Raw genomic sequence first — 13,349 nt, forward strand, 5'->3', positions numbered from 1 at the left:
GGTGCCCTTGATGCTGTCGGGGATGACGCTGGCGCTCAGGGCTTGCAGCGAGTCGAAGCCGAGGCTGTTGAGCATGGCTTGCTCGTCGCCGGTACGCGGGCCGATGTGGCGGGCGATGAATTCGTTGGCAGTGGTCAGGCTTACTTGAGTCATGTCAGCGCTCCTCAGGCTTCGGCGTTGGCTTTGATCAGACGGTCGTAAGCGTCTTGATCCAGCAGTTGGGCGACAGCCGATGCATCGGTAGGCTGGAAGCGGAAGAACCAGCCTTCGCCCAGCGGATCTTCGTTGACCAGTTCAGGGCTGCTGTCCAGCGCCGGGTTCACTTCCAGCACTTCACCGTCCAGTGGCATGTACACGCCGCTGGCAGCTTTTACCGATTCCACGGTGGCGGCTTCAGCGCCTTTGTCGTAGGACTGCAGCTCAGGCAGTTGTACGAAAACCACGTCGCCCAAGGCGTTCTGTGCGAAAGCGGTAATGCCGACTGTGACGGTGCCGTCAGCTTCGGTACGCAGCCATTCGTGATCTTCAGTAAAACGCAACTCGCTCATGGAAACTCCTAAGGGGGCCAGACTCGTCTGGTGGACGCGATTGAATACTCGGCAATGCCGTACTTTATGGATGGTTACTAAGCAAAAACGCGGCCAATGTTTTTTAGTTGTTAAAAATCAATAGGTTACGTGTTTAGTTGAGGTGCAGCGATTTGCTGGCTGTAGCGAAATCGCTACAGCCCAGGGCGAAGAAAAAAGCCTAAGTGGATCAAAGCCTTGCACAGCGGTGATCAGGAGAGGGTGTATCGATATCGTTCCGCTGTAGCGCTTTCAGTACAGATGGAGGTCGCTTTTAAACATGATTTTGAAGGCGGCACAAAACCTGTGGGAGCGGGCTTGCTCGCGAAGGCGTCGGGTCAGCAACATTGCTGGCGCCTGACACACCGCTTTCGCGAGCAAGCCCGCTCCCACAGTTTTGAACGAGTAAGGCTTACGGCTTGTTGGGAATGCCGTACTTGCGCAACCGATGGGCAATCGCGGTGTGGGAGGTTTGCAGGCGGCTGGCCAGTTGGCGGGTCGAGGGATAGCTGACGTAGAGTTTTTCCAGCAGGGTTTTTTCGAACTCTTCCATCGCCTGTTCGAGGCTGTCAACGTCGCTGTCGCTCTGACGCGCCACGGAGGTGCCGGCGATATCGAGGTCGCCAATGTCGACCAGGCTGCTCTCGCAAATCGCAGCGGCGCGGAAGATCACGTTCTGCAATTGCCGCACGTTGCCCGGCCAGCGATTGCCCAGCAGTGCCGGATAGGTGCCGGGCGCCAGGCGACAGACCGGGCGCTGGATCTGCGCGCAGGCCTGCTGCATGAAGTAGCGGGCCAGCAGCAGTATGTCCTGGCCGCGTTCGCGCAGGGGCGGGACTTCGACGTTCAGGACGTTGAGGCGATAGAACAGGTCTTCGCGGAACGAACCTTCGCTGACCATTTTTTCCAGATCGCGGTGCGTGGCGCTGAGGATCCGCACATTGACCTTCACCTCACGATCCCCGCCCACCCTGCGGAAACTGCCGTCGTTCAAGAAGCGCAGCAGTTTGGCCTGCAAGTACGGCGACATCTCGCCGATCTCATCGAGAAACACCGTGCCCTGGTTGGCCAGTTCCATCAGCCCCGGTTTGCCACCCCGTTGTGCGCCGGTGAAGGCGCCGGGGGCGTAGCCGAACAGTTCGCTTTCGGCGAGGTTCTCCGGCAATGCCGCGCAGTTCAGCGCCAAAAATGGCGAACTGTACCGGGCGCTGATGGCGTGGCAGGCACGCGCCACCAGTTCTTTGCCGGTGCCGGTTTCGCCCTGGATCAGCAACGGCGCATCAAGGGCCGCCACGCGCTGGGCGCGAGCCTTGAGGGTGCGAATCGCCGGGGATTCACCGAGCAGCGCATCGAAACCTTCGGCATGGTCGTGGTGCAGCGCCGAGAGGCGTTCGCCGATACGGTTGGGTTGATAAAGGGTCAGCAGGGCGCCGGCGTCGGTAATCGGTGTGGCGTCCAGCAGTAACGTCTGGCCGTTGACGGTGACTTCCCGCAGCGGCAGGCGGAAGCCGTTTTCCAGCAGGGCTTCGAGCAGTGCCGGGTCGGCGAACAGGTCGGCGATGCTTTCGCCGTCAGGCTCGCGACCGTACAACGCAATCAATGCCGGGTTGGCCAGCAGCACTTTGCCGGCACTGTCCAGCGCCAGGACCGGGTCGGTCATGGCCGCGAGCAACGCATCAAGCTGCAGGTGCCGGCGCTGACCGGGAAGAATGTCCACCACCGTCACCGCTTGCACACCGCGCACACTGAACAGCGCATCGCGCAGTTCTTCGAGGACTTCCGGGCTCAGGGTCGGGGCGTCGATGTAGACGTTGGGCGGAACCATTTCCACCGCATCCAGGTTGAGATTGCGCCCACCGAGCAGGGCCAGGACTTCCTGGGTAATGCCGACGCGGTCGATGAAACTGACGTGGATACGCATGGGGCGTTTTTGGGTTCTGGAGTGCGGAGGGTGGCAAGTATGCCTTGGAGGAGGGCTGGGGTGAAATCTTGAGATTGGAGTTGGCAGGAAGATCGACCCCTCACCCCAGCCCTCTCCCCAGTGGGGAGAGGGGGAAAGGGAGCAGATTGGGGGCTTTTCAAAACCTGAGTCCGACTCGATATCTCAGGTCGATGTCACTCGAAAGAGCAACTCGGTCAGTCCCCTCGCCCCTCGGGGCGGTCCGACGTTTCGGGAGGGTTAGGGTGAGGGGGGATCTTCAGATTCGATCCAGATGCTCGGGTTTTATCGGGTCCCCGGATTTGACGTGGAGCTGCGCCCGCACATCTTCAAACATGGCGTCGTACTCCTTGTGTATCGAGCCGATACTGGCCTCTTTGGGCATCCCGTACTTCTGCGCGATGCGTGTGACATGTCGGGCGAAGTCGAAGGCCTGGTCCTTGGGCAAGAAGAATTCTTCCTGCAATGCCTTGTCCCCAACCGAGCCATGCATCTTGAAGAGCATGCCTTCGCCTTCCTTGGGATCCTGGCTGACGGCATATTCGATGTGCAGGTTGTAACTGTAATCATCCTTGTTCAGCGCGTAGCGCTCGATGTGCAGGTGACCGGGCTCGAACGTTGCCATTGATTTCTCTCCTTCAAACAGCCATTGAATCAGGGCAGACCTCAAGCCTGCCCTCGGAGTTTCTTTTATTGATAGCTCATCCGGGTGTCGCCGTGTCCGAGAGTGGACCGATGATAGCTTCGCTTTAACCGTGTACTTTCCCATGAAACACCCCATCGGTCGTGTCCAACTTTTGGGGTGCACACCAGAGCGTGGGAACGATCATCCGCAAGGGAACGATCGGTCGGCTACCACTGCGCGCGATGGGAGCCCAATTCTGAAGCCGCAAGTGTCCACTGCAACGGCGTCCCCGTAATCTTCAGCGGCACATGAAGTCGATGCGCCGGTCCCCAAGGCGTCTGCTCAACCAACAGCCCTTGATCGTTGTCATCCTCCGCCCGCAACGGCTCATCGGTTCCCGGGCCGTTTTCAATCAGCAACTTCGCCGTACGCGCCAACGACAACCGTGCCGAGCCACCGCGCCCCAATAATCGAATCGCACTGGCCGCCATCAAATACCCGGTGGCGTGATCGAGCGCTTGCAAGGGTAATGGCGTCGGCTTGTCCGCGCGCTTCCAGTGCATGCCGGCGTCGGCGATTCCGCTGCTCATTTGTACCAGGCTGTCGAAGCCGCGGCGGTTCTGCCACGGGCCGCTCCAACCGTAGGCATTGAGGCTGACGTCGATCAGGCCGGGCGCCAGTTTCTGGCGTTCGGCGGCGCCGTAACCCAGGCGTTCCAGTGCATCGGCGCGGTAGCCGTGGAGCAGAATGTCGGCGTCCTTGAGCAGGCTTTCGAACACCGCGTGATCAGTCTTGTCGTGCAGGTCCAGACGCGCGCAGCGTTTGCCCAGGGTGACTTCCGGCACCACGCCGGGTTCGTTCCAGGTCGGTGGGTCGATGCGCAAAACGTCGGCGCCGAGGCCTGCCAGGAAACGGCTGGCGATGGGGCCGGCGAGCACTCGAGTCAAATCCAGCACCTTGACTCCGGCCAGCGGTTGCGCCACCGAGCCTTGCCACGGTTTCGCGTTCTGGCGGCTGTTGTCCGCCAACTGAATCAGTGGCTCGGCCTTCACGGCCTGACCTTGGGGGTGCGCTTGCCATTGCGCCCAGCTACGCATCTCGGCAGCGCAGCCACCGGCATCGACCACGGCTTGCTCCAGATCGCCTTTGGTCCATTGAGCAACCTTGCTCGCCATCGCTGCACGGTCGGCACAGGCGCCGAGCACTTTTTCGGCAGCGGCGCGGTGATGGGGGGCGTTGGTGTGCAGGCGGATCCATCCGTCTTTGGCCGCGTAGTCACCGGCGACGGGGTCCCAGAGTGGCGGGACGCTCCAGCCTATCGGGCGGATCGAAGTGGCGAACCAGAAAGAAGCGAGGCGGCGGTCGACCTCAAGGGTGGGTAAACGACCGGTCTGTTGCTGCAGCCATTCGCTGACAGCCTGACCGGCAGCGGCAATGCTGGCGCATGCCAGGTCGGTGACGGCAAACGCCGAGGGCAAGGCGCCGCTCGAGGTGAACTTGACCTGGGTGCGAGGCAAGCCGAGTGCAGCTTGAATGGACGTGAGTAAATCAGTCATCGAAGGCCCTCCGGAACGAGAGCCAGAGCATAGATCAAAAAACGGCGCTGTCAGATGAAAACGATGAGGCCAGCTGAACACAATCCCTGTGGGAGCGAGCCTGCTCGCGATAGCGGAGTGTCAGTCAACTTCAATGTTACCTGTCATACCGCTATCGCGAGCAGGCTCGCTCCCACAGGGGGTTACACCCGAAATTGGTCCATCAATTTCATCTGATGCGAGGTCAGCGAGTTGAGGTGGCTGCTGATCTGCGCCGATTCGGTGGCTTGGCCGGTCAGGGTTTCGGTAACGGTGCGGATCGCCGAGACGTTGCGGTTGACCTCTTCGGCCACGGCGCTTTGCTGTTCGGCGGCGCTGGCGATTTGCAGGTTCATGTCGCTGATGACCGTCACCGCGTCGCTGATTTTGCTCAAGGCCTGCACCGCTTGCTGGATCTGCCCGGCGTTGCTGTGAGCTTGGGTCTGGCTCGAATGCATCGTGGCCACCACGCCGCGAGTGCCGGTCTGGATGCGTTCAATCACGATGCGGATTTCTTCCACTGAATCCTGGGTGCGTTTGGCCAGGTTGCGCACTTCATCGGCGACCACCGCAAACCCGCGACCGCTCTCGCCGGCACGCGCCGCTTCAATCGCCGCGTTGAGCGCCAGCAGGTTGGTTTGTTCGGCGATGCTGCGGATCACTTCCAGCACCGAACCGATCTGCTCGCTGTTGACCGCCAACGCTTCGACTTCGGTCACCGCCTTACTGACTTCGTCGGCCAGTTGATTGATGTCGCGGGTGCTGCGTTCGATGATCTGCATGCCGTCGCGGGCCGACTGGTCGGCACCCTTGGCCGCGTTAGCCGCGTTCGAGGCACTGTTGGCGACGTCGTGGGCGGTGGCGCTCATTTCGTTGGACGCGGTGGCGACCTGGTCGATTTCGCGGAACTGCACTTGCATGCCTTCGCTGGTCTGACGGGCGATTTCCGAAGACTGGTCGGCGGTGCCGCGCGCATCGGTGATGCTTTGTTTGATCTGCGCGATGGTCGGTTGCAGCTTGTCGAGGAAGCGGTTGAACCAGCTGACCAGTTCGCCCAGTTCGTCCTTCTTGCTGTAGCGCAGACGCTGGGTCAGGTCGCCGTCGCCGCTGGCAATCGCCTTGAGCATCTCGGCCACGCTGTTGATCGGCCGGGTCACGCCGGACGCCGTGAGCCAGATCAGCAACAGTCCGACCAGGCCGGCAATCACCGCCACCAAAACGGCTTTGATCGTGCCGCTTTGCTGGGCGTCATCGAGTACGGCTTGCAACTTGACCGAGTCGGCCAGCAACACGTGTTTCGGCAGGTCGATCACCACGCCCCAGGCTTTGGACTCGGCAATCGGACTGACCGGGTACACGGCTCGGATCAGGTCGCCCTGTTCGAGAATCTTCGGCGTGCCAGCGCTGAGCAATTGCAGAACGTCCTTGCCGTCTGCGCCCAGGGTGTCGCCGATGCTTTTACCGACCTTGCTCGCGTCGACGCTGTAACCGGCGAGTACGCCGCTGCCGGAGACAATCAGCATGTGCCCGGCGCTGTTGAACAGATCGCGTTGGGAGTCGACAGCCGCCGCTTGCAGCGCGTCGAGGGCGATGTCCACACCGACCACGCCGATGGATTTGCCATCCACCAGCAGCGGTACGGAAATGGTGGTCATCAGCATTTCCTTGCCGGCGACAGTGTCGGCATATGGGTCGAGCAGGCAGGTGCGCTTGCTGTCGCGAGGGCAGGTGTACCAACTGTTATAGGGCGTGCCGCTGAGGCTCAAGGTGGTTTTGGTCATGTCGTCTTCGACCATGATCGTGTTGATCCCGACACCGCCGGCACGGCTCCAGTAGCTGGCGAAACGACCGGCTTCGTTGGATTGGCGAGCGGCATCGTTGGCGAACTCGCTGTCCTTGCCGTCGAGGCCATTGGGTTCGAATGCCAGCCAGATACCGAGCACTTTACTGTTGCGCTCGAAGGCGGTTTTCAGGCTCTGGTTCAACTCTTCACGCAGGGCGCCGGCCTCAAGGGAGCGCGTGCTCGCCATGGTGCGCATGTCCTTGATCTGATCGGCCAGGGCGGTCACCACCAGCAGGCTTTCACCGAAGGTCTTCTGCACCCGCACTGCTTGCTCGGCGGCCTTGGCCTGGAGCAGGTTCTGCACGCTGGCGGTGAGAATCTTGCTGCTGGAGGCGCTGACCAGTTCATCGTTCTGATCGGTCTGGTAGATGTTCATGCCGACGATCAGGACGACCACGCCCAGCAGGCACAGACCGGACAGCAGGACGATTTTCAGGCGGATGGAGAGAGAGTCGAACATAGGACGAGCTCGCGAATGGATGAGGTGTTGGCTGTGAGTCGGGATCGACCCAATTCGCCAAGTCCATTCAGCGCCATTTAATGCTCATCGGCGTGGGCAGGGGTTGCATGAACGCGAAGCCGACGAACGGTAGCAGGTGAACGTTTGCGCAGGAAAATGCCCTGAAAAGGACAGAAATTCAGGAAATTGTCGGCAATGATTCCGGTCGCGACCAGATCCACAGATTGCCCAGGCTCATGCCGGCAATCGCCAGAAAGATCGGCCAGCCAGGATCGAGCATCACCAGCATCAACCCGGCGCACAGCAGCATGCTCACGGTGGCGCTGACCTTGGCTCGGCGGGCGATGATTTTGCCGTTGCGCCAGTTGCGCAGGATGGAACCGAACAGCCGATGGTTTTCCAGCCAGGTACTCAGGCGCGGCGAACTTTTGGTCGCGGCCCAGGCGGCCAGCAGGATGAACTCGGTGGTCGGCAGGCCGGGTACGATGATGGCGATCAGGCCGATGGCCAGGCTGATGTAGGCCAGGAGACCGAAGAGCAAACGGGCGAGTTTTGAGGAGGCAGGCATGGGAGGTCGTAAGAGGCAAGATCGGAATTTGGAAGACCTGCTCAAACCCTGTGGGAGTGAGCCTGCTCGCGATAGCGATTTACCATTCAACATCTCTGTTGAATATTAAGCCGCTATCGCGAGCAGGCTCGCTCCCACAGGGGGGATGTATTTCTTCAGGCGAGTTCTGGGGTGTAAGCCTGGTCCAGCAACACGGTAAAGCGGTTGAACGCGTCGATTGCGCCTTTATCCAGCTCGGCTTCTTCTTGTGCGCTGAGTTCCAGCCCGTCGAGGGTTTTGACGAAGCGCTTCCAGCCTTCAGCGCGACCACCGGCCGGTTCACCGAGATGACGAGCTCCGAAGGTTTCGCTTAACCCAAGCGCTACAGCACGCTTAATCAAAAACGCCGCGCCAAGTTTCGAGCCTTCCGACACGAACAGCCAACCCAGCGCCTCGGCTTTGGCTGGATTTTTCACCGCCCCGGCGACGGGGGGCGGCACTTCGGTTTCCAGATCAGCCAGGTCAGCCTTGGCCGCTTCAGCACGGCAGCGGGCAGGCAGGTCCGGGACGATGGCGGTCAATTCGGCATCGTTGTACAGCGACACCAGTTCCGACTGAAACAAATACTGCGCCACCACGAACCGCGCGAAGTTGGCCTGGGTTTCAAACGGTGCGTGGGCTTTGACCAAGGCATCAAGCCTGGTATGAGGCTCGTGGGTGATCTGGTTCAAACGTTGCGAACGCAGAGCAGGGCGTTGAGCAGTGTCCTGAGGGGGCATGGGAAATCCTTGAGAAAAAGAGGCGCTTGGTAACGAGACGAACAACAAGGTGCGTGACAGTAAAAAAACCTCACTGCGCCACTTCTCTAAAAGCAGCGCAACGAGGTGGCAGGGTCAGATATCCCAGACCAGATTGACTGCGAAGTTGCGACCCGGTTGGGTCAGGCGATCGAGGTTGGCCGGGCTCAGCACTGCCGCTTCGCCGACGCTGTCGTAACCGCGCACGTCATCCCACAGCCAGTACTTTTTGTCGGTCAGGTTGTAGACGCCAGCGCTGACGGTTACGTCGTCGGTGACTTTGTAGAAGCCGGTCAGATCGAGCACGCCGAAGCCCGGCGATTTGAACTGGCTGCTCACACCGTCCGGCGACTTGAAGTTGCTGTCGTCGACGCGATCCTTCTTCTTCACCAGCGTCCAGCTGAGCAAGCCGCCATAGTTGTCCTGGTCATAACCGAGACCGAATACACCGGTCAGCGGGTTGACGCTATTGATCGGCTCGCCGGTGTCGTTGTTGCGGCCGTAGGCGTAGGCCACCGAGCCCTGGGTGTAGAGACCTTGTGGTGCGCCGAACGCGTCGAGGTTCAGGCGACCCTTGATCTCTGCGCCCTTGATGGTCGCGTGTTTGATGTTGTTGCTCTGGAAGGTCAGCTCGCTGTAACCAGGAGTGACCGCGTCTTCGTTAATGAAGTCGCGGTACTTGTTATAGAACACCGCCACATCGAACGAGCCGGACTCGAAGTTGCCGCGCAGACCGGTTTCGTAGCTTTTGCTTTTTTCCGGCTCCAGGTCCGGGTTCGGCGCCACGCTGTAGCCGGTGGTGGTGTTCTCGAAGCGCCCGTACAACGCCTTGGCGGTTGGCGTGCGGAAACCTTCAGCGTACTGGCCATACCAGGTGTACTGATCGGTCAGGGCGTAAGTCAGGCCGAACTTGGGTGAAACCTTGTTCCAGGTTTTGTTCTCATCGCTGACGGTACCGCGACCGTCGGCGGCCACGGTATTGAGGAACTCCTGGGTGATGTGCGGCTTGAGCTGGGTGTAGTCGTAGCGCAGGCCAGGCAGGAAGGTCCACTTGTTCCAGCTGATCTGATCCTGGGCGAACAGGCTGTAGGTATTGATGGTCGGGTCCGGGAAGTCGCTGGATTTTTTCAGCACATCAGCCGCGCTGGTCGCGCCGACGGCCGTACAGCCGCGACCGACCGCCAGGCACTTGCCGTCGCCGCTGCGCGAGCCGGTGACTTTCTGTTGCTTGAGGGTGGTGCCGTAAGTCAGCAAGTGCTCGGTGTCAGCGATGTTGAAGGCTTTATCCAGTTGGGCATCGAAGACCCACTGTTTCTCTTCGTAAAGCGTGTCGCGGGTGCGCAGCACTCTACGGGTCATCGGGAAATAGAATTCTTCGGTGCTCTGATCGGTTTTGGCGATCTGATGGTTCAGGCTCCACTTGACGTTGTCTGCCAGCAGGCTGTCGAGTGCGAAGCTGTGTTCCAGGCCGAAACGCTCACGGGTAATGGTGTCGTTGCCGGTGCGCCACTGGTACATGCCGCCGGGCAGCATGCTGTTCGGGATCGTCGGCTGGCCGTTGAAGAACGGGCCGCCGTAAGCGCTTTTCTGATCGGTGTCGCGATCGTCCTTGTACTTCTCGTAGGTCAGGCCAAGGCGTGAACTTTCATTGTAGTTCCAGCCAATCTTGGCCAATACGTTGGAGGCTCGCACGTCTTCCGGGTTGGCCGCGGTACGGTCCAGGCCGGTGCCGTTGTTGCTGCCAAAGGAATCGGTTTCGTGACCATCGCGCTGGCTGTAATGCAGCAAGCCATCGACCTGATCGGCACGGCCGGCGACGGTGGCGGACTTCAGCCAGCTTTCGTCAGCGGAGCTGTACCCGGTCTTCAGGCGAGCGCCGACGTCTTGGCCGGGCTTGATGATGTCGTCCGCGTCGAGGGTGAAATAGCTGACGGCGCCGCCGATGGCGTTGCTGCCGTAGAGCACCGAGGCCGGGCCGCGCAGAATCTCGACGCGCTTGATGATTTCCGGGTCGACGTAGTTACGCTGGGTTTTGGCATACGGGCCGTTGAAAAAACCATTCGGAATCTCGACGCCGTCGATTTGGGTCAGGATCCGGTCGCCGTCGATGCCGCGAATGTTGTAGCCGCTGATTCCGCCGCGGGTCCCGGCACCGCCCACCGAGACGCCCGGTTCGTAGCGCACCAGATCCTTGATGGTATTGACGTTGTTGCGGTCCAGCTCTTCGCGAGTGTGAACGGTGACGGTGCTCGGCACGCTGGCGATGCTTTGTTCCTGGCGAGTGGCGCTGATAGTCACCTGGTCCAGGTTGAGCGCGCTGCTGTTGCTGCGCTTCTCCAGCACGATGTTATTGGTGCCCAGTTTGCGATAGCTCAGGTTGGTCCCCACCAACAGGCGATCGAGGGCTTTCTCTGGCGGCAGCGAACCCCGTACGCCCGGCGAGGCCACGCCTTCAGCCAGTTCTGCCGGTAAGCCGACCTGCCAGCCGGTCACGGCGGTAAAGGCATTGAGTGCCGAAACCAGCGACTGCTGAGGGATGGCGAACGCGTAATCGCCCATGTTGCGGGTCGGTTGCTCTGCCGCGGTGGCGGCGTAGAGCTGCGTGCTGCCGGCCATCAGGATGGCGGCGGTCAGCAGCGACAGCACGCGAGAAGGTGAAGAGGATTGGCGGGTGAGGCGAGAGGACATCGATAGCGCTCCGTGTCGCACGAATCTTTATAGGTGCTGATCGGCATCTGAAGATGCGAATCAATTGCATTGGCTATAACGAGACGTACGGGGTTTGGCTATCGAGTAAAAATAATTCTCATTTAGTTCAAAATCACCAGCGCCGGGAATTCCTGGAGCCGCGCCGAGGTGATCTGGGCCAGCGAGCGGACCACGTCCAGCGGCTGGTCGAGGCGGTAATTGCCGGTGACGGCGATGTCGGCCAACTGTTCGTTGTTGTTGATGATCCAGCCCGGGTAGTAACGACGCAGCTCCGCCAGCACCTGGCTCAGCGGGCAGTTTTCGAACACCAGCCGACCCTGGACCCACGCCAGGTCGGTCGCGGCATCGAGTCTGGCGGGACGATCGAAACCGTTGGGGCCGATGCGAATGCTTTCTCCGGCGGACAATCGAATTCGCGCGTCGTCGCGGGTCGCTCGCAAGTCGACATCCCCACGCTGCACCCGAACCTGTGCCACGCCGTCCAGATAACGCACTGCAAAGGCGGTGTCCCGCACGCTGGCCTTAACTGGCCCGGCGTCGATTTCCAGCGGCTGGCCGCGATCGGCCGCGACCTCGAAAAATGCCTCGCCCTGATACAAACGGGCCACGCGCTGTTGATCGTTGATGGTGCTGGAGAAGGCCGAATTGGTATTGAGCAGGACCTTCGAGCCGTCCTCCAGTTGCAGTCGCTGGCGTTCACCGACCACGGTCAGGTGATCGGCCTGCAGGCGAATCGGCAGATTGCTGAAGCTGAACAAACCGAGGATCAGCACGGCGGCGGTGGCCAAGGGTTTCCAGTGCGGTCGCAGGCGTGACAGGGCGGTCACTTTCGGCGGTCGGGCGGCCAGGGTTTGCGCGCATTGCACGACCTGCGAGCCCTCCCAGATTGCTTTCGCCTTGGCGAACGCCTCGGCATGCAACGGATGGGCGGCCAGCCAGTCGTGAAACTGTCGGGTCTGTTCTTCGCTCGGATTGTCCAGCACGATCAGCCAGTCCAGGGCCTGGTCCATCGCACTTGCGGGGTCCTGCGCCGGGGAAGGCGGAGAGGGGGCGGGGGGAGGCACTGGAAGCGTGTCCGTCACGGTGTTTCCTCGGCAGTGTCTTGGCACCGCTGTTTTTTTAATGAAGCTTGAAAGTGGGGCAAGGGTAGCAAAGCCCGATAGTCAGTGCAGGTCATCCTCATACGTAGAGAATTAACCTACAGACTCAGTCGCCGTTTAACCGTTCGGCCACGCCGATGCAGATCGCCATGATCAATTTCAGCTCCTTTTGCACCGTGCTCAATGACACGCCAAGCTTCTCGGCGATCTCCAGATAGCTGTGCCCGTGCAGACGGCTGAGGATGAAAATCTGCTGCTGACGGGCGCTGAGTTCATTGAGGCTCACGTTCAAACGCTCAAGCAATTGTTCGGCATGGGCGGCGTCTTCCGCACTGCTGGCGGGGGCGGCGACGCTTTCCACCACGTCCAGCGGCACGTCGTCGAGCATCGTGCGGGACTGGATGCGCCGCGCGCGCAAATGGTCCAGCGCCAGGTTGCGAGCGGTCTGGAAAACGAAGGGTTCAAGGTGATCAATGGCCCGCTCACTAAGCGCCCGGGTCACTCGCAGGTAGGTCTCCTGCAGGAGGTCTTCGGCGGTGCTGTGATTGTTGACTATCCGCTCCAATGTGCGCAGCAGAGAGACTCGCTGGGCGATGAAGACGTGATTGAAGCGAGATTGACTCACGGGAGGACCTGATCCATTTCGAGCGAATGATAATGCTTATCATCCGCTCGAGTGGTCAAGTATTGATTTGTGAAGGTTTAGGCGCGGGCCAGCAGATAGGTCGCGTAATCGGGGATCCGATGTTCGTGCGCCTGCTCCATCATCGGGCTGCTGAGCAGGTAGTCGGCGCTGCATTCGTTGCAGGCGACGGGAATGTTCCAGACCGCCGCGACGCGCAATAACGCCTTGATGTCCGGGTCGTGCGGCTGTGGTTCGAACGGGTCCCAGAAGAACACCAGCATGTCGACCCGCTGCTCGGCGATTCGCGCACCGAGTTGCTGGTCGCCGCCCAATGGGCCGCTGATCATGCTCTCCACAGGCAAATCCAGGCGTTGTTGCAACAACAACCCGGTGGTGCCGGTGGCGACCAGTTCATGCTGTGCGAGCCTGTCTTTCTGCCGCTCGGCCCAGTCCAGCAAAAACACTTTGCAGTGGTCGTGGGCGACCAAGGCAATACGCTTGCGCGCTGCCATGGTCTTTTGCGTAAAGCTGATACCGATCATCGGTGCTGCTCCTGCTTTTTCA

12 protein-coding genes and 1 pseudogene are annotated in these 13,349 nt (G+C 60.6%); all 13 read right to left on the reverse strand.

Going from position 1 to position 13,349, the window contains the following annotated elements:
• Positions 1-153: hypothetical protein (locus tag IB252_RS30685; protein WP_192411073.1), on the reverse strand; the 153-nt coding region annotated here is incomplete at its 3' end.
• An 11-nt stretch (positions 154-164) separates the two neighbouring features.
• Positions 165-548, reverse strand: coding sequence for a glycine cleavage system protein GcvH (gcvH, locus tag IB252_RS29130; protein ID WP_192411074.1), 384 nt, complete (start codon positions 546-548; stop codon positions 165-167).
• A 430-nt stretch (positions 549-978) separates the two neighbouring features.
• Positions 979-2,487 (reverse strand): sigma-54-dependent transcriptional regulator, encoded by a 1,509-nt coding sequence (locus IB252_RS29135; protein ID WP_008155836.1) that lies wholly within the window; start codon positions 2,485-2,487, stop codon positions 979-981.
• A gap of 277 nt (positions 2,488-2,764) precedes the next feature.
• Positions 2,765-3,130, reverse strand: coding sequence for a DUF5064 family protein (locus tag IB252_RS29140; protein ID WP_111451451.1), 366 nt, complete (start codon positions 3,128-3,130; stop codon positions 2,765-2,767).
• Between the two features lie 227 nt (positions 3,131-3,357).
• The gene (locus IB252_RS29145) at positions 3,358-4,686 is read right to left on the reverse strand and encodes a CoA transferase (RefSeq protein WP_192411075.1); all 1,329 of its coding nucleotides are present in this window, start codon (positions 4,684-4,686) and stop codon (positions 3,358-3,360) included.
• A gap of 182 nt (positions 4,687-4,868) precedes the next feature.
• Positions 4,869-5,624 (reverse strand): methyl-accepting chemotaxis protein, encoded by a 756-nt coding sequence (locus tag IB252_RS30690; RefSeq protein WP_371917827.1) that lies wholly within the window; start codon positions 5,622-5,624, stop codon positions 4,869-4,871.
• Between the two features lie 150 nt (positions 5,625-5,774).
• Positions 5,775-7,007 (reverse strand): annotated as a pseudogene (locus IB252_RS30695) (chemotaxis protein); the annotation flags it as partial.
• Between the two features lie 178 nt (positions 7,008-7,185).
• Entirely contained in the window at positions 7,186-7,575 is a 390-nt protein-coding gene (locus tag IB252_RS29155; RefSeq protein ID WP_192411077.1) for a YbaN family protein, read from the reverse strand.
• Positions 7,576-7,730: 155 nt separating this feature from the next.
• Positions 7,731-8,333, reverse strand: a complete 603-nt coding sequence (locus IB252_RS29160; protein ID WP_192411078.1) for a biliverdin-producing heme oxygenase — start codon at positions 8,331-8,333, stop codon at positions 7,731-7,733.
• A gap of 114 nt (positions 8,334-8,447) precedes the next feature.
• Positions 8,448-11,039: a TonB-dependent receptor gene (locus tag IB252_RS29165; RefSeq protein ID WP_192411079.1), complete on the reverse strand. Its 2,592-nt coding sequence runs from the start codon at positions 11,037-11,039 to the stop codon at positions 8,448-8,450.
• A 122-nt stretch (positions 11,040-11,161) separates the two neighbouring features.
• A complete protein-coding gene (locus IB252_RS29170; RefSeq protein ID WP_192411080.1) occupies positions 11,162-12,070 on the reverse strand; it encodes a FecR family protein in 909 nt (302 codons plus the stop codon).
• Between the two features lie 196 nt (positions 12,071-12,266).
• A complete protein-coding gene (locus IB252_RS29175) occupies positions 12,267-12,785 on the reverse strand; it encodes an RNA polymerase sigma factor (RefSeq protein ID WP_111451458.1) in 519 nt (172 codons plus the stop codon).
• Positions 12,786-12,862: 77 nt separating this feature from the next.
• Positions 12,863-13,327 carry a methylglyoxal synthase gene (locus tag IB252_RS29180; RefSeq protein ID WP_192411081.1) on the reverse strand — a complete coding sequence of 155 codons (465 nt, stop codon included), beginning with the start codon at positions 13,325-13,327 and terminating at the stop codon, positions 12,863-12,865.
• Positions 13,328-13,349: the final 22 nt, after the last annotated feature.

Origin of the sequence: Pseudomonas sp. PDM10 (assembly GCF_014852295.1) — a bacterium.
Classification (GTDB): domain Bacteria; phylum Pseudomonadota; class Gammaproteobacteria; order Pseudomonadales; family Pseudomonadaceae; genus Aquipseudomonas.